The 14,889-nt window shown below is 65.4% G+C and carries 17 protein-coding genes; 1 reads left to right on the top strand and 16 read right to left on the bottom strand.

The window, feature by feature from the left end; genetic code table 11:
* Nucleotides 1–2: 2 nt before the first annotated feature.
* Both AVHM3334_RS05615 and AVHM3334_RS05620 read right to left on the bottom strand, forming a co-directional pair.
* A complete protein-coding gene (locus tag AVHM3334_RS05615; protein ID WP_284410385.1) occupies nucleotides 3–530 on the bottom strand; it encodes a phage tail protein in 528 nt (175 codons plus the stop codon).
* The gene (locus tag AVHM3334_RS05620; RefSeq protein WP_284410386.1) at nucleotides 530–3,088 is read right to left on the bottom strand and encodes a phage tail tape measure protein; all 2,559 of its coding nucleotides are present in this window, start codon (nucleotides 3,086–3,088) and stop codon (nucleotides 530–532) included. The genes AVHM3334_RS05615 and AVHM3334_RS05620 overlap by 1 nt, the downstream gene beginning before the upstream one ends.
* Before the next feature lie 38 nt (nucleotides 3,089–3,126).
* Here AVHM3334_RS05620 and AVHM3334_RS05625 point away from each other — a divergent pair, with 38 nt between their 5' ends.
* Nucleotides 3,127–3,369, top strand: a complete 243-nt coding sequence (locus AVHM3334_RS05625; RefSeq protein WP_284410388.1) for a hypothetical protein — start codon at nucleotides 3,127–3,129, stop codon at nucleotides 3,367–3,369.
* Here AVHM3334_RS05625 and AVHM3334_RS05630 read toward each other — a convergent pair.
* The 14 genes from AVHM3334_RS05630 to AVHM3334_RS05695 all read right to left on the bottom strand — a co-directional run bounded on the left by AVHM3334_RS05630 (nucleotide 3,335) and on the right by AVHM3334_RS05695 (nucleotide 14,889).
* On the bottom strand, nucleotides 3,335–3,553 hold the full coding sequence (locus AVHM3334_RS05630) for a hypothetical protein (RefSeq protein WP_284410390.1): 219 nt from the start codon (nucleotides 3,551–3,553) through the stop codon (nucleotides 3,335–3,337). The genes AVHM3334_RS05625 and AVHM3334_RS05630 overlap by 35 nt on opposite strands.
* Complete coding sequence (locus tag AVHM3334_RS05635; protein WP_284410392.1) at nucleotides 3,489–3,761, bottom strand: phage tail assembly protein; 273 nt, start codon at nucleotides 3,759–3,761, stop codon at nucleotides 3,489–3,491. Before AVHM3334_RS05635 ends, AVHM3334_RS05630 begins: the two co-directional genes overlap by 65 nt.
* A gap of 119 nt (nucleotides 3,762–3,880) precedes the next feature.
* On the bottom strand, nucleotides 3,881–4,564 hold the full coding sequence (locus AVHM3334_RS05640) for a hypothetical protein (RefSeq protein WP_284410394.1): 684 nt from the start codon (nucleotides 4,562–4,564) through the stop codon (nucleotides 3,881–3,883).
* Nucleotides 4,565–4,630: 66 nt separating this feature from the next.
* Nucleotides 4,631–5,152 (bottom strand): phage major tail tube protein, encoded by a 522-nt coding sequence (locus tag AVHM3334_RS05645; RefSeq protein WP_284410396.1) that lies wholly within the window; start codon nucleotides 5,150–5,152, stop codon nucleotides 4,631–4,633.
* A 30-nt stretch (nucleotides 5,153–5,182) separates the two neighbouring features.
* The gene (locus AVHM3334_RS05650; RefSeq protein WP_284410397.1) at nucleotides 5,183–6,607 is read right to left on the bottom strand and encodes a phage tail sheath subtilisin-like domain-containing protein; all 1,425 of its coding nucleotides are present in this window, start codon (nucleotides 6,605–6,607) and stop codon (nucleotides 5,183–5,185) included.
* 246 nt (nucleotides 6,608–6,853) lie between these two features.
* Entirely contained in the window at nucleotides 6,854–7,390 is a 537-nt protein-coding gene (locus AVHM3334_RS05655; protein WP_284410398.1) for a Gp37 family protein, read from the bottom strand.
* Complete coding sequence (locus AVHM3334_RS05660) at nucleotides 7,387–7,833, bottom strand: gp436 family protein (protein ID WP_284410399.1); 447 nt, start codon at nucleotides 7,831–7,833, stop codon at nucleotides 7,387–7,389. Before AVHM3334_RS05660 ends, AVHM3334_RS05655 begins: the two co-directional genes overlap by 4 nt.
* A 7-nt stretch (nucleotides 7,834–7,840) precedes the next feature.
* Entirely contained in the window at nucleotides 7,841–8,818 is a 978-nt protein-coding gene (locus AVHM3334_RS05665; RefSeq protein ID WP_284410401.1) for a major capsid protein, read from the bottom strand.
* A 24-nt stretch (nucleotides 8,819–8,842) separates the two neighbouring features.
* Nucleotides 8,843–9,211, bottom strand: a complete 369-nt coding sequence (locus tag AVHM3334_RS05670; protein WP_284410403.1) for a head decoration protein — start codon at nucleotides 9,209–9,211, stop codon at nucleotides 8,843–8,845.
* Between the two features lie 22 nt (nucleotides 9,212–9,233).
* The gene (locus AVHM3334_RS05675; protein WP_284410405.1) at nucleotides 9,234–10,226 is read right to left on the bottom strand and encodes a peptidase; all 993 of its coding nucleotides are present in this window, start codon (nucleotides 10,224–10,226) and stop codon (nucleotides 9,234–9,236) included.
* A 230-nt stretch (nucleotides 10,227–10,456) separates the two neighbouring features.
* The gene (locus AVHM3334_RS05680; RefSeq protein ID WP_284410407.1) at nucleotides 10,457–10,969 is read right to left on the bottom strand and encodes a phage virion morphogenesis protein; all 513 of its coding nucleotides are present in this window, start codon (nucleotides 10,967–10,969) and stop codon (nucleotides 10,457–10,459) included.
* A complete protein-coding gene (locus tag AVHM3334_RS05685; protein WP_284410409.1) occupies nucleotides 10,966–11,775 on the bottom strand; it encodes a phage head morphogenesis protein in 810 nt (269 codons plus the stop codon). Before AVHM3334_RS05685 ends, AVHM3334_RS05680 begins: the two co-directional genes overlap by 4 nt.
* Nucleotides 11,765–13,285, bottom strand: coding sequence for a DUF935 domain-containing protein (locus AVHM3334_RS05690; RefSeq protein WP_284410410.1), 1,521 nt, complete (start codon nucleotides 13,283–13,285; stop codon nucleotides 11,765–11,767). The genes AVHM3334_RS05685 and AVHM3334_RS05690 overlap by 11 nt, the downstream gene beginning before the upstream one ends.
* Nucleotides 13,282–14,889 carry a terminase large subunit domain-containing protein gene (locus AVHM3334_RS05695; protein ID WP_284410412.1) on the bottom strand — a complete coding sequence of 536 codons (1,608 nt, stop codon included), beginning with the start codon at nucleotides 14,887–14,889 and terminating at the stop codon, nucleotides 13,282–13,284. The genes AVHM3334_RS05690 and AVHM3334_RS05695 overlap by 4 nt, the downstream gene beginning before the upstream one ends.

Genomic DNA, 14,889 nt, shown 5'->3' on the forward strand with positions numbered 1-14,889 from the left:
GCTCAGCCTGGTTTGCGCGTACCGTCGTCATTCACCCAGCCTCGCCCCGCACCGGCAGGCTTGGGCGGAGTGTTGTTCGCCGACCGCTTCGGCGCTGCCGCGCGCCGGGCTCTGGCTGCGCCCTTGGTCCGCGCACGGCGCGTCTCCTGTGTTACCGGCTCCACGTACTCGCGCAGCCACAGCGAGGCTTCCAGCGTCAGCAGGTTTCCCAGTCCATCGGTCTGGCGGCTCATGGCCTGGGCCTCGACGGCTACGAACCAGCCCTTGTTGGCACCGTTGCCGAGAACGAACTGCCGGGCTTCGCGCGAGCGCACCAGGCCCAGCAGCTTCTGCAGCTCGGCCTCGGGGTTGCAGTAGGCGGCGTGGAAGTACATCTGCAGCCGGTACTCGTCGAGCCGGTCGCCCGTCCATTGCAGCCGAGGCTTTCGGCCGATCAGCGGATGCTCCGCGTAGTCGGCCGCTGCCTGAAGCTCCATGCCCTCCACGTAAGTGATCAGCTCAAACTGCACCTCTCCCAATACGGCGAACATCAATTGCTCCTGCGTTGTTGCTGCGCCTGAACGCGCGCGATGAGCCGTTCCAACTCGGGCAGCGAAAGCTGCAGTGCCTCGGTCACCGCAGCCTTTGCCCCCGGCCCACCTGGCACCTGGATGGTCGGGCTGAAGTGAATCACCACGCCGCTGCCGGGTGCGTTGGCGCGGCCGGTCGTTGGCTGGCTGCCGCCTGCCGCCGCTGACCGTGCAGCCAGCACCTGCTGCGCCATCGCTTGGGCAGGACCTGCTGGCTGCGCCCGCAATGGGTCATCTGCCGGCTCACGCCCTGCGAAAGGTTGCGCCAAGGGCCTTGCCGCAGCCTGCACGGCCCCGAAGGCGGGCGATGGCTGGGCGATTCCCGAAGTGTTAGGCCAGGGCAACGCCACTGGCTCTGCATGCGCCCCCGCCGCCACGGCGGCCATGGCCATGCCGGTCACCGCCTTGGCCGCCATGGGCGAAGTGCGCTGGATGCCGATGGCGGCGCCCTGCACGATGTTGTCGCCATAGTCCATGAACACGCGGCTGGGCGAATTGATGCCGAGAGCCGACTTGAACCAGCCCTTGATATCGCCGCCCAGCGCCACGATGGTTTCCCGCGCGGCACTGAGTTTGGAGCCGACGCCCGCGACCAGCCCATTGATCAATTCGCCCCCAGCAGCAAAGAACTGGTCCTTCACGCCCCGCAACCACCCCCAGGCGGCGATGAATGCCCCCTTGATGGTGTCCCAATGCTTCCACACCAAGTAGGCCGCCACGCCCACCGCCGTGATCGCCAGGCCGATGGGGTTCATCAGCATGGCGCGGCCCAGCCAAAGCAAGGCTTGCCCAGCGAGCTTGAGCGGCCCGATGAACGTCATGACCAGGCCTCTGCCAAACATGGCCGCAAAGCGCGCCACAGTGGCAATGCCGCCACCCACGGCCTTCAGGCCGGCAACGACAGGGGCGAAGCGCCCGGCCTGCCACAGCGCCTGCAGCATGGTCCAGCGCGCCCCGATGGCCAGCATTCCGCTGCGTATCCAGGCGAACGGCGAGAGCAGCAGGTTGAAACCGTAGGCAAGCCCCAGCAGGGCCATCTTGCCGACCAGCAGCCCGCCCGTCAGGCCGATCAAGCCCTTGACCAGGCCAGGATGGGCCTTGGCCCAGTCCGCGAAAGCGCTGATGACCGGCTTGGTCGCCTGTAGCACCTCCACCAATGGCGGCAGCAATGCATCGCCGATGGTCATCCCCAGGTCCATCATGCCGATCTTGAATTTGTCGAGCTGCGCACTGGCGGTATCCATGCGTTTCTTGAAATCGTCGTCAATGACGCCTTTGTCGGCCGCGCCCACGGCGCCCTGCTTGATGGAGCGCATCTCGTCCATGTTCGCCAGCGCGGGGCGGATGAAGGCCATCGCCTGCATGTCCTGGAACAGGTCGCCCAGCTTGTAGGCTTCGGCCAGGCGCTGCAGCGCGGCCTCGCGCTCCTTGTCGTCTTTCAGGGCCAGGGCCTTTTGCAGCTCGCCAGCCGCTGCCGGCCCCTTGGCCTGCATGTAGGCCGTGATGGTGCCCAGCATGGCCTGCACAGGCGTGAGGCCCTGCGCGCGCAGGTTCATCATCGACGCCTTCAAGTCGATTCCGGCCTTGGCGAAATCCTTGATGGTGTCGGGTGCTGTGATCTTCTGCAGGAAGTTGCGGAAGTTGTTGGCCGCCTCGTCGTTGGAGCCCGCGCCCTTGCGAGCGATCTGCAGGGCCGCGCCGATCTCGGCCACTGCCTCCTTGCCCGTCACGCCAAGCGCCTGAAACGCGGGCGCGATCGAGGGCACCCATTTCGCCATGTCGCGAATCTCGAACTGCCCGCGCTTGCCCGCATAGGCCAGCATGTTCATCGCGCCATCGAACCCCGCAGCCGTGATGCCCAGGTTGTCTTTGAGCGCGATGGCCACGCTGCCCAGGTTGTCCATGCTAGAGCGCGTGGCCGTGGCCATCTTCGCCATCAGCGGCGCATAGTTGGCGAGTTCCTTGGCCGACTGGATGCCCCCCGCCACCAGCACGCTCACGCCCTGAGCCACCTCGGCCTGGGTCTGGTTCCACTTCAAGGCCGATTCGCGCACGGCGGCGCCGACCTGGGCCTCTTCCTTGGCGCTGAAATCCCCGGTGATCGCGATGTCGCGCATGCGATCCTCGTGGCCGATTGCCAGCCGCATGGACTGCACCACAGGCGCACCCATCGCAACAGCGGTGCCCGCCGTCTCCATGACGGAGCCACGCAGATCGGCCCGCTGCTGCCTGAGCGCTTCGCCGCGCGCCAAGCTGGCGGCCAGAGCGGCATGCCTGGCCGTCACACGCTCGATGGTGGCACCCAGGCGCTCGTATTGGGTGCGCAGCGCTCCCACGTTGCGCATGGGGTGGGCCAGTGCCAGCGCCATGGCATTGCCCATGCGGTCATGGCGGGTCTTGAGCAAGTCCGCCGCCTGTCCGAGCTGGCCCAGCGTCCCCTTGGCGGTGGCGAACGCGGCCTGGAACGACCCGGCCAGCGCCGCGCCGATCTTGACGCCAACAATCAGCTCATTCGCCATGTGTGCACCTGGTTGTTTTTTGCCCTATGCTTCGCGCCATGTTCGACCGCACCTTCACCGCCGTGTACTGGATTGCCGCCGCTGTGGCCAGCGGCTGGCTTGCATGGGTGTGCTTCGCCCACATGCCCTGGCCGATGGCTGCGCTGGTGTTTCCGTTGGCATTGGTGACCGCTGCCGCAGCGCTGGCACCGGCGCTGGCCGCAGTGGCAGGCATCGTGGCCGCAGTCGCAATGGCTGCAACGGCCCTCATCCGCGCTGTGCGGCGTCAGCGCGCCGCTTGAGTTCGCGCTCGGCCACGCCTGCCCACCACCAGTAGTCTTCCATTTCCAGCGCGTCGATTTCGGACGGCTGGATGCGCAGCACCAGCAGCAGCACTTCGTCGATCTCGCGCAGCGCGGCGTCAGTCGCCCACCATCCGCCGAAAGGAGTCTTGCAGCGCCTTCGAGTCCGCAAGATCAAGCGCATCGATGTCCTCCAGCGTCAGACCCGTGAGGCGGGCAAAAAGAAAGTCTTCCTGATCGGCGTCATCCTTGCTGTGCTTGGCCGCCGCCTTCATGTCGGCACGCTTTCCGCGCCGCAGGGTTAGCTTTTCAATGCGCTGGCCACCCGACTGGATGGGGTACTTGAGGGGAATCTCGACGGCAGTGGAATCGTCGGTTTGTGCCTGGGACATGGCGGCTCCGTAAGGGGTGAATGAGCCCCGATGATTCCGCCCACCGCCCGCGCCGTCTTCTGAACGCGGGCACAAAAAAGCCCGCGTGATGCGGGCTTCGTACAACTAGCCATCCAGTTTCATGGGGCACTTGCGGCACTTGCTGCGGAGGCAGCCTCCTTCGCCTCTCGCGCTTTTCGGTACCGGGCAATGAGGTCTTTGCTCGACTCCATGCCCATATCCGCACGGTACTCGATGTCATCCTTCTCTCGATTTGCAGCCCATCGCAGCATGCAATTGTGCCGAAACCGGTCTGTGTCACTTATCAAACTTTGCTTTGCTGCATAGCTGGAGAACTCGATCAATACTTGAATTGCTCCTTCAGCCGTTCCCGCCTTTTCAATTCGCTTCTGAAGCTGCTCAAATTCTTTCAACACAGGTTTTGCTTCGGGAGGGCGAAGACAAACTTCCGGCGGGGGAAAGAACGGAAGTCCTCCTAGAACAACTGGGCCTTGATACAGAGACTTTTGAGCGGCACTGGGAAGGGGCACGGGTGAGTGTTCAGAAAACACCTTGAGTGCCCATGTTCGCAGCTCGGCATCTTGCTCGCTGGGTTTCTCCTTCAGGATGGAGAGCGCCGCGGCCACATAGTCCTTCTTAAGTGCGGCATCAGAAGCGCGATATTGAATAACCAGACCGGAAAGGCCCAGCATCAAAGAGGCAACGATAGGAGCCCACAGCTTTGCCGATTCGAACCGCAAGACACCACTGTGCTTAATCTGCGGCCGGCGCCACGGTTTGATGCTAGGGGTCGGACTCTTCATTTTTGGGCTCCTCTTCAAGTTTTAGATAGCGTCAAATCTATCAAACGCGACCTGCCCAAAGGGAGTTCACCCGCCGATATTGGCCCGGTAGTCCGCCAGTAGATCCTCTCCTGCCACCTTGAAGATGTTGGCCATGTAATCCAACTCCAGCACGTCTTCGCCATCGATCACCTGCTTGACGTAGGTGGCGCCAAAGGCGGCCGGGATTTCCACGTTGTCATGTTGCTTGAAGGTGCCCATGGGGTTCTTCTTGAAGGTGACGGTCAGATGCGTGACCAGGGGCAGTTGTGCGACGCGCCCGCCCGAGCCGTAAACCTCGATGCTGGAGCGGCATTGCAGTTGCACCGCGCGGAAGGGGTTGGCCATCATGCGGGCCACGTCGCGGTAAACCGAGTTCCACTTGATTTCGCCTTCGAGCTTGTCGAAGCCGCTGGGCAATTCGATCTTGCCCATCATCCCGAGCGCCTTGTGCTCCGACAGCATGGCGCCGATGTCGGGCAGCTTGATTTCCTCGGCGCGGCCCAGCAGGTTGTTGCCTTCGATGTAGATATTCGCGTTGGTGACGCGGTTGATTTGGATTTTCGACATGGATAACTCCGTTGCAACCCGTGAAAGGGCTTAGGTGCCCAGTTGCTTGAGCAGCTCGATGTTGAGGAACGACTCGAACGTGATGCGCTCGGCCGGGGTGGGCGGCATGAAGTCGATGTCGAAGGTCAGGTGCCCCAGCGCCACTTCCGTGGTCGGGTTCTTGGTGGGGTCGTACAGGCACTGCCCATCGATCAGCGCGCCGCGGGCAATCAGCGTGCGGATGAACGCATTCACACTTTCCTTGATGGCGTCGATCAGCGCGTTGTTGATCGGCATGTCGATGAACTGGAGCATCGAATATTCCAGCGACTCGTGCAGCATGTCTGCCGTGCGGCGCACGCTGATGAAGTTGCGCGGGTGCGTCACGCTGGGCCAGGCGGCCGAACGGTTGCCCCAGGTGCGCAGGCCCGTGCCGTAGCTGCTGAACACCGTCACGATGCCCGCTTCGTTGAGCTGGTTCACTTCGCTCTGCGGATCGTTGATCATGGCCGTGAGCTGGGTTTCCACGCCCACCACGCCCTTGATCTCGGTGTTCGACGGGCTCCACCAGTAGCCGCGCTCGTTGTCCTTGGCGGCGATGGCGCCCGCCAGGCGCGGCGACAGGGGTTCCAGGCGGTTGGTGCCCGTGGCTGCGTCGTAAACCTGCAGGTGCGGGTAGCACAGCACGGCGCGGTCGCTACTGGTGGCGAAGTTGATGGTGCCCGTTGGCCCGCGCCCGGCCAGGGCCTGGGCGAAGGTGGTGCCCACGGGCGCATCGATCAGCGGCACCGCCCGCAGTTTGTGCGCCATGGCGATCAGCTCCGCCGACACCGCGTTCAGCGTGCAGTAGCCTGGAGCAATCAGCACCTTGGCGAAGAAACCCAACAGGTTGTAGGTGTCCAGCAGCGCCTGCATGCCCGTGCGATGGCCTGCGGCATTGACGGCGCCAATCACGTCGGCCGGCGTTACCTTCGTCGGGTCCGCATGGGTGTAGCCGACGGTGAGTGTTGCGCCGGCCGGGATCGCGCCGCCCAGCGTGCGGGTGATCTGGCCGGTCAACGGGTCGGTGGTGTAGTCGGTGCCAACCAAGTGCGTGACATCGCCCGCCTGGTTCTTGACCGTGGCGGCGCCGGTCCAGGCGGGCTTGGCGGTCTTGCCGGTGTCGCCTTGCAGCACCACGGCTTCGCCGGCCACAGCCGTCTTGTGCACGGCCGGATCAAGCACGTTGATCACGATCACCGTGCCAGCGCCCTGGTCGAAGATGGCGTCCAGGGCCTGGGGAATGGTGAAGCCCGGCAGTTGTTGCCCACCGAACTGGGCCGCCTGTTTGTCCGAAAGCACCAGCATCGGCGTGTTGGCACCGCCTGCAGGCGCCGTGCCAATGAGGCCGATGACCGCCGTCTTAACGACGCGGATCGGGCGCGGGCCTTTTTCGATTTCGATGGTCTCCACGCCGTGGAGGAAGTTTGCAGCCATGGTTTCAGCTTCCGGTTGGGGTTGAGGAGGTGGGTTTGGGCCGAGTCGGCTTCGGGGCAGCTGGGGCCGAGGGCACAGGCGTAGCGGGTGGCTGCAAAGCAAGGTGCTTGCGAGCGACCAGCGTGCGTGTGTATTCGTGATCTGCAGGCAGGTTCACGGTCGCGCCGGGCAGCAGCACGACTTCGTGCCCGCCCGCCAGCGTTACGCCCGAAATCGGCCCGCTGTAGGTGTATGAGGACAGAGGGCTCATAGGGGGTGGTCTTCCTCGGTGATGGCCCCGGAGGGCTGTTTCACGGTTTCGGTGCGCTCCAGCGGTCCGAGCCGGGTGACATGGCGCAGCAGGGGGGCGCTCGGGTCTTCGGCATCCACATCCTCGACGGCCAGGGCCGGCGCCTCGAAGTCGATGTCGTACTGCCAGAGTCCAGCGATCTGGCCCAGGAAGCGGCTGCGCTTGGCCTGCAGGCCGCCCGTGGTGTGGGGCAGACGAAAACCCAGCAGCGCGCCGATCACGTCATCGAGCGCCAGCACGGCACCATCGCGTCCATGGAGCTGGCGAAACACCAGCGTGACGGTCACCACCGCCAGACGTTCCTGCGCTTGCATGTCGCCCAGATTTCCGGCAGCGCCATACCGGCTGCCGCCGTAGCCCACCAGCAGCGCGCCGCGTGGATGGTTGAGCCGGTAGTCGCCTGGCGCCTCGGGGAAATACTCCACCGCGAAGCCGGGCAGGCGGACGCTCAACCGCTGCACGGTGGCCTGCAGCAACTCCCACGTGATGCTCATATCGAGCCCCAGGTGGAGGAATCGGGCAGACTGCCACGACGCCGAGGGGCGCGCACCTTGTAGGCCCCGGGCTCTGGCTGCGGCGTGCTGGTGGCAGGATTGCCAATGGTCAGCTTGCCATCGCGGATCGACTCCAGCAGCCGCAGGCTGGCCTTGTAGGTTTGCACCACGGCCTCGGGCAGTCCGCTGCCTTCGGGGCGGCGTGCATACAGGGCATGGCGCGCGAGCTGCACCACCAGGTCCTTGATCACGGTCGGCACGGGATCGAGCGGCAACGTGTAGCGCCCCCTCAGGTGCGCGTCCGCCAGTTCCTCGGCCTGGCGCACTGTGTCCTCGACCACCGCCTCGTTGATGTCCACGGCTTGGCCATCCTCGTTGGACAGCCACACCAGGGTCTGGCGAGGGATGGCGAGCAGCAGATCGGCCAGCGTGCAATAGCGCATGACAGCGTCAGGCTTCTAGTTCGACCAGTGCGCCTGGCGCCAGGCAGATCGCCAGCGGGTTGGCCTGGGCTTCCAGGTCCCACCCCTTACCCATCTTGCGCGGCTCGGACTTGGCATAGAACGGCTTGCCCAGGGTATTGACCGTCTCGTTGTAGTTTCCCGGGGCGTTGTACAGTTTGAACAGACCGCGCACCACGGGCACCAGGCGGGCCTTGCCCAGCGGGATGAAGCGCTTGTCGCCCACAGCCGCGTTGCACTCGATGTGCTCGACGCCGCCGTAGACAAAGCCTTTGCGTACATCGCCGCCCAGGCGGTCGGAGGCTTCCTGGTAGTTCGCGTAAGCCTTCTCGACGTTCTTGTGCTTGACCAGCGCATCCAGGTAGTCCTCGGCACAGTAGGCACGCCAGCCCGTGATCACCATGCCGGGCAGTTGCTTCTCGGCATGGCGCTTGGCTTCCATCAGCTTACCGCGCACGTCCGTGGCTTCCGTGGCCAGCGCCGTGGTCACCTTCTTGGAAGCCACGCCGAATTCGTCGTAGAGGTCGAACAACACCGAACCATCGGAGTCCAGAATCTTGCCGCTGATGGCGCCCACGCGGTGGTACTCGCGCGTTGTCTCCAGGCGGTCGCGCATCTCCTGCAGGCGGTCGTTGATGACGGCGGCTTGGCTTTCCACCGAGGTTTCCTCGCCGAAGCCCGCCAGGCCCTGCAGCTCAGTGGGCAGCACCTGGCCCGAGGTGGGCAGGTGAGGAATCTCGAAGGACCGGCGGGCTCGCTTGGAGCTTTTGGTGGGGGTGGGGTCGTCATTGCGGCTGACGGCAGGCACCAGCGAAAGCTGGCCGTTCTTCGACTCGACGATGACGGAGGTGGTGCTGACGCCCGATTCAACGAACAGGCCCGACGAGCCGATCAGGCTGGGCGCGCGGGGCAGCAGGTTGATGGCGTCAGTCAGGCTGGCAAGCGTGAACAGGTCTTCCAAGGTCATGGAAATCTCCGGGAGTTGATGGGGTCAGATGCGGCGGATGGCGACGATGCCGCGCGAGTCCAGGTCGGACAGTGCGGTGGCTTTCTGCGCGTCGGTGATACCTGCGGGCCATACCAGCTCGTCCAGGTCGAGCGTCGCGCCCCGCGGGATGGCGAGGCCCACGGTGTCGGCAGAGGTGGCGTCCACCTTCTCCGCAGCGACCGCATAGGCCACCTTGGCAGCGCCAGCGCCCGCAGGATCGAGCGCCTGCAGCTTGCCGCTGACCTTGGCGAGCACGGTGCCCATGGAGGACACGGCTCCTGCAGCAAAGGTGAGGCGCTGCTTCGTCCAGTTGGGGGCCACCTCCACGATGAGCAGATCGGCGAGCGTCTTGGGTTGGTTGAAAGTCGGCATGGATACCTCGGCGGCGGTGGGTTTACTTGGCTGCGGCGCGGCGCTCAGCGTCCGCCTTGAGAGGGTTGGTGCCGGCGCTTGAAGCCGCGCGGCCCTTGCTGGCCTGTTCGCTGAAGTTCACGACGGGCGCGCAGTCGGCCAGGAACGCGCGGAAGGCATCGCCCAGCGGCTTGCGGCCGTCGCCCTCCCCGAAGGAAACGGTCTGACCGTCCGCACCGGGCGATTCAGCGAAGTCGAGGAACGCCACCACGGCATCCTTGTGCAGCGGCTTGAACTTGCCGGTGTGCTGCTCGGCGAACGCCACGTGGGTGGCATGGCGCTCGGCAGTTTGCCGGGCAGTGGCTTCGCGCTGCAGGCGCAGGTTTTCCGCGCGCAGGCGGTCGGCTTCTTCTTTGGTCACGGTGGACTCCTGGAGTGGTTCGGCGAACGCCGGGGATGGGGCGCTCTCGGCCTGCTGGGCCTGGTCGCGCAGGAAGTCGATTTCGTAGGCGGGCAGCACCTGGTCGGCCACTTCCACGCCTTTCTCGCCAATGAGCCAGTCGCGCAGCCGGCGCCAAAGGCCCGAGTTGCTGGTGGCCGCCCAGTCAGCGAACTCGACCACGCCGTCATTGCCCTCGGCGAAGGCAACCGAGCGCAGGCCCTTGACGGCGGGCGGCTGGGCGCCGAGAAAGCCTACGTGCTTGAGGTACCAGACGCCAGGCACGGGGTTAGCCGGGGCGTCGGGGGCATAGAAGCTGGAGCTGATCTTCTTGAAGCGACCTTGCTGCACCATCTCCGCGAAGGCAGGATCGACCTGGGCGGGGTCGGCGTGCAAGTCCTTGCCCTCGGCGAACGCCGACGACACCCAGCCGTAGGCGGGATCATCGGTGCGCGGGTGACCCACGACCAGAGGCGCCTCGTGCTTGGCGGGGTCGTATGCCGCGGCGCTGGCGGCGACGTCGGCCGCGGTGAGGGTGACTTTGTTGCCCGCCTGGTCGGAATGCGTACCAGCGGCGAAGATGTGCAGACGCTTCATGCCGCCGATGATCGGCAGCGCATGCAGTGGCGTCTTTTGAACCGGGGCAGAAACTCGCCCGGCAATCGGGCGGTGCCGGGGCAGGCGGCGCAGGCTATCGGAAGGCTGAACCGCAAAGCGCCGACAAGGCGTTTATAAACGCCGACAGCCCACCCATGGATCGCAGCCCGGCCGATGGGGGCGGCGCAGCACTGGAGCGCCTTGTGCGGGCCGTGGGCGCATGGCCCGCATTATCGGCGTGCGGCGCGCTGCAGATGGTCGAGCATGAGGGCTCGTATCTCGCGTTCGTCGGCGCCGCTCAAGCCCACGAACGGGCGTGCAGGAATGTCGCCCCAGAGGTGCGGAAAATCCTCCTTCGTGCCGCCGAACTGCATCATGGCTGCCTGCACCTTGTTGCTGCCCACCGTGACGCCCGTGGGGCCGACCACGGAATGGATTTCCGTGGAGAGCAACCGCGTTTCACCAATCAGCGGCTTCTTGCTGGCCATGCGCTGCTCGCCCCGTTTGTTCAGGGTGCCGTCCTTCTTGCGCATATTGGCACCGATCATCCGGCCCATGGTGACCGGGCTGTTGGGCTCCCACGGCGTGCCGTCGGGTGCGGTGCTGGTCTCGAAACGCCGCCGCGTGGTGTTCACCAGCTCCTGACCAATGTCTTCGTACACCGGCAACAAATTGACTGCGGCGCTTTGCAGCTGGCGCAGCCCTTGCTGGAAGCCCGCAGCATCGAGGCCGACAACGATCATGGCTTGCCCCCTTGATCCAAATGCGTGCGCAACGCTTGCGCCAGGCGTGCGGGGTAGCGCACCAGCCGGGCCTCCACCATGGACTGCAGGCTGACCCCGGACGCGGCAGCGGCGCCGGGCGCGTAGTCCCATCCGTACTGCACGCCCTTGGGCAAGGTGACGATCTCGCCCGTGCCAGGCACGGTGTAGTCGTAGGTACCATCGTCTGGCGCCTGGTCGGGGCCATTCTTGCCCAGGCGCTGCAGCTCGCGCTCGCCAATGGCTTCCACGATGCACTGGCAACCCCAGCCGTTGGGGCCGTAGTGCGTACGCCACCACGGGTGGTCGGCTGGCAGCACGGTGCCGTTCCATGCCTTGTGTTCCAGGCGCGGGTTTTCGATAGAGCGGTGCACGTAGCGCCAATAGGGGCGTGATTGCAGCACATCGGGCTGGGTCATCTGCGCCCAGCGCCCGGCCGCGTGGCTCACGCGCAGGTTGGTGGTGTAGATGGTGCGCGTGCGCCAGGCAACGCCTGCAGCACTGCCTTCGCCCGTCCACCCCGTCCAGCCGTGGCGCGCCACGATGCCGTCGAACTGCTCGCGGAACCAGCCGATGGTTTTGCCATCGTCGATGGCCTGCTTCACCGCGGCGTGCAGATCGGCCAGCAGGTCCGCGCGCATGACGCCTGCGACCACGAAGGCGCGATCATGGGCCGCGCCCACGATGTCGTCATAGTCCTCAGTCGGCAGCGCGAGCTTGGCGCGCATGAAGCTGGCCTGCTGCGCGAACGGCAGGCGGAACGCCGCCTGCAGCAACTCACTCGCCATCGGCCACCTCGGCGCGCCCGGCGAGCTGGGCGCAGGACAGGGCCAATGTCATGGCCTGCACCAGGCGGTCGTCGTCCAGCTCCGCGAACTCGGCCACCAGTGCATTGGGCAGTTCGGCCAGGCTGGCCGTGCGATGAACCACGCTGCGGATGCGGGTCACCCATGCGTCCACGATGGGCTGGCCCACGGTGGCAAGCATGGGTGCCACCGTGGCGGCATAGTCGGGCGCGTCCTGTGGCTCCGAGAATGCGACCGCAGCCGGGGGCTGGCCCAGCGGAGCGATGGGCACTGCGGCCGAGGGCAGTAGATCCCCATCCTGCAGTTTGTAGGCGCGGGTGAAGTACTGCGGCGTGAAGCGGGCGCCGGCCTTGGCCAGGTTCTCGTCCCGCTCGGCCATGACCTGGTTGACTTCATCCTCTGCCCACATGCTGTAGAGCGGAGGCTCGCCGCCCCAGTTCAGGTCTACCGTCCAGGCGATCAGTTGGTTGATGGCGGCGCACGCGATGCCGGCATCGGCGTCTCGGATGTCGTCCGTCACGTCCTGGCCCGCCGTGGCGCTGGCATGGTTGGTCTCGGCCTCGGTGGTCTGGTTCTGGCCCAGCAGCGCGATGGACACTTCGCTGCGCATGTGGGTCAGGAACTCGCGGTACACCTCGGCCGATCCCGCCTTGCCCGCCGCCTCCACGATGGAGATGGACGAGTCGTCCGGGATCACGGCCACCGCGTCCTGGATCATGGCCTCCAGCATGTCCAGAAGCCGCTCGGTGGCCTGGTCGTCGCTGCTGCGTGGCTGCTTGCCTACCAGCCAAGGCGTGCCGTACTTTTCAAGGAAGCGGAACCAGAAGTCCATGCCGCCTTGCTTGAACTTGGTGGCCCAGAAGGTGCGTGCCAGGTCGGCCTGGCCGTAGGGGTTCTCGTAGCTCGGGTCTTGGCAAGGCAGCAGGAATTTGCGGTCTTCGACCAGCTCGCCCAGGCGCCCGGCCTCGCGCGACATGAAGCGCAGACGGTTCTCTGCATCGAAGGCGAACCACTCGGGCGGTTTGCCCACGACGTCCACCGGCACGATCAAGCCGCCCACGCGACCCCACATCACCTCCAGCGGTTGGTAGCCGTAGAGTGGCGCGTCGAGCGCTTCGCCCAGCAGCCCCCCCATGTCCAGGTCTGCCAACAGCGATTGCACGGACTTGGCCACGCGCGATTTGGCCTGGCCCCGGTTCAGGTCGGACTTCATGGCGCGCACTGCGGCTTTGCGGCGCCGCACGCAGCCGCCCACATGGGGGTCGGTGCGCAAGTCGCGGTACACCTGCATGCTCTTGCCGAGCTTGCGCAGCACGGGGTCGGGGTTGGGCAGCACGCTCAGGTCGAACCCGAAGCCCGAGCCGGCGCCTGCCGCAGTGCGCCGCGTGGCAACGGCCGGGCCGGTCAGGGCCTTGCTGGCGGATTCGCTGAATGCGTGAAATCCGCCATTGGGCATATATAGCCCTGTGGCGGGAGAGCGTTGGAGAGTCATAGCCAGCGGCTTCCTTGCGTTTTGTTGCCGCGTCGGCGGCGGGATTTGGCGGTGACCGGCCCCTTGTTCAGCTCACGGCTGGCGTAATGCGCAAGGGCCAAGGCCACCGCCATGTCGCCGTGGCGCTTGCCCTTGTCGGCGCCGGTGGTGCGGCTCTCGGGGATGCGCGGCACGCCCTTGATGATCTCGACCAGGCGAAGGTCGCCCAGCACGTCGGCATGCTTGGGCAGCTCGTCCAGCGTGCCGTCTTCCAGCGCTGCCTTGACCGGGGGCATGTTCTCCCGGTACCAGGCCTCGGTCAGCATGACTTGCTGGATGCGGCTGGGGCCAAACTTCTGCATGGCCCGCTCGGCCAGATACTGGCCATTGCCACGGGCGTCAAAGGCCCCCCCGCGAAAATTCGGCAGGCCCTCGAGCAGGTAGTTGCAGATTTGCTCCTGCTGCTGGAACGGTACGTTGCGCAGCTCCAGGATGAATGGCGGTGTCAGGCGCAGGTTCTCGCGCTGCAGCAACGGCACATGCACAGACAGGTCGCCCGTGCGGCCGAAGTCCTCGCCGTTGTAGCTGATAGCGTCTTGGGGCAGCTTGTCCAGCAAGGGCTTGAGCTGCTCCTCCATCCAGGTCTGGCACTCGGCTTGGCGCACATGGTCGGGCAATACCTCGAAGCCCGGCTGGCATTCCCAGCGAACGATGGGCGTAAAGGGTGACATGCGCGACTCAATCAGCGCGCGGCTGAGCCATGCGCCGCCACTGTTCTTGGGCACGCAGCCGTACTCTTCCTCGGCGCTTTCGATATTGGGCGCGTTCTTGTACAGGTCATCGCGCCACTTCTTTTGCGCCTCTGGGCTCCAGGTCTGGCCGGTCACGTAGCAAATGCGTTGGTACAGGCCGTCTGCAATGGCATCGTCCAGGGTGATGCGGTGGATGCTGTAGTCCTTCTTGCCTTCGCGGGCGTCCTTGATGTAGTCGTTGAACGGGCTGTCCACCCCGTTGTGAGTGCTGATCAAGCGCACCTTGTTGCCCCACATGGTCAGGGCCAGCGCGGCTTTGAGCAGCTCCTCCAGCGCCTCATGGAAAGCCGCTTCGTCGATCACCACATCGCCCTGAAGGCCGCGCAGATTGGAAGGCCGGCTGGACAGGGCCTGGATCTTGAACCCCGACTTGGGGAAGCGGATCATGTAGGTGAGGATTTCTTCCTTCTTGCCCTCATCCCAGAACGTTTGTTCGTACACATCGGCCTGGGCCAGTTCATTGAATGCCTTGGCAAACAGCGCGCAGGCGGCGATGTACTCCAGCGCCATCTCTTTCTTGCTGCCCACATAGAAAGTGTTGCAGCCCTGGCGGCGGCGTGGGCGCGCTGCCCTGACAACGTTGCGGCCAGCCTCTGCCCAGGTCAGCCCGGTGCGGCGACTTTTCTCGGCGATCATGATCTGCGATTCGTCCGCAAACCAGCGCTGCTGGTAAGGCAGGAAAACCGGCTCGTCGGCAGGAATGGCGTCAGCCACGTCCTGGGGCACCACCACCCCGGCCAGCTCCAGCTCGTGGGCCAGGTCGATCTTGCGGGGCTGCCCAAGGGGCTCCAGCGGCCGTCCGTTGTTGGCCAC

Source organism: Acidovorax sp. SUPP3334, assembly GCF_030159055.1.
Lineage (GTDB): Bacteria > Pseudomonadota > Gammaproteobacteria > Burkholderiales > Burkholderiaceae_C > Paracidovorax.

What these genes read in the sequence shown, in the direction of transcription:
- AVHM3334_RS05615 (WP_284410385.1), bottom strand. Translation starts at nt 530, where the DNA reads ATGTTCGCCGTATTGGGAGAGGTGCAGTTTGAGCTGATCACTTACGTG.
- AVHM3334_RS05620 (WP_284410386.1), bottom strand. Translation starts at nt 3,088, where the DNA reads ATGGCGAATGAGCTGATTGTTGGCGTCAAGATCGGCGCGGCGCTGGCC.
- AVHM3334_RS05625 (WP_284410388.1), top strand. Translation starts at nt 3,127, where the DNA reads ATGTTCGACCGCACCTTCACCGCCGTGTACTGGATTGCCGCCGCTGTG.
- AVHM3334_RS05630 (WP_284410390.1), bottom strand. Translation starts at nt 3,553, where the DNA reads ATGCGCTTGATCTTGCGGACTCGAAGGCGCTGCAAGACTCCTTTCGGC.
- AVHM3334_RS05635 (WP_284410392.1), bottom strand. Translation starts at nt 3,761, where the DNA reads ATGTCCCAGGCACAAACCGACGATTCCACTGCCGTCGAGATTCCCCTC.
- AVHM3334_RS05640 (WP_284410394.1), bottom strand. Translation starts at nt 4,564, where the DNA reads ATGAAGAGTCCGACCCCTAGCATCAAACCGTGGCGCCGGCCGCAGATT.
- AVHM3334_RS05645 (WP_284410396.1), bottom strand. Translation starts at nt 5,152, where the DNA reads ATGTCGAAAATCCAAATCAACCGCGTCACCAACGCGAATATCTACATC.
- AVHM3334_RS05650 (WP_284410397.1), bottom strand. Translation starts at nt 6,607, where the DNA reads ATGGCTGCAAACTTCCTCCACGGCGTGGAGACCATCGAAATCGAAAAA.
- AVHM3334_RS05655 (WP_284410398.1), bottom strand. Translation starts at nt 7,390, where the DNA reads ATGAGCATCACGTGGGAGTTGCTGCAGGCCACCGTGCAGCGGTTGAGC.
- AVHM3334_RS05660 (WP_284410399.1), bottom strand. Translation starts at nt 7,833, where the DNA reads ATGCGCTATTGCACGCTGGCCGATCTGCTGCTCGCCATCCCTCGCCAG.
- AVHM3334_RS05665 (WP_284410401.1), bottom strand. Translation starts at nt 8,818, where the DNA reads ATGACCTTGGAAGACCTGTTCACGCTTGCCAGCCTGACTGACGCCATC.
- AVHM3334_RS05670 (WP_284410403.1), bottom strand. Translation starts at nt 9,211, where the DNA reads ATGCCGACTTTCAACCAACCCAAGACGCTCGCCGATCTGCTCATCGTG.
- AVHM3334_RS05675 (WP_284410405.1), bottom strand. Translation starts at nt 10,226, where the DNA reads ATGAAGCGTCTGCACATCTTCGCCGCTGGTACGCATTCCGACCAGGCG.
- AVHM3334_RS05680 (WP_284410407.1), bottom strand. Translation starts at nt 10,969, where the DNA reads ATGATCGTTGTCGGCCTCGATGCTGCGGGCTTCCAGCAAGGGCTGCGC.
- AVHM3334_RS05685 (WP_284410409.1), bottom strand. Translation starts at nt 11,775, where the DNA reads ATGGCGAGTGAGTTGCTGCAGGCGGCGTTCCGCCTGCCGTTCGCGCAG.
- AVHM3334_RS05690 (WP_284410410.1), bottom strand. Translation starts at nt 13,285, where the DNA reads ATGACTCTCCAACGCTCTCCCGCCACAGGGCTATATATGCCCAATGGC.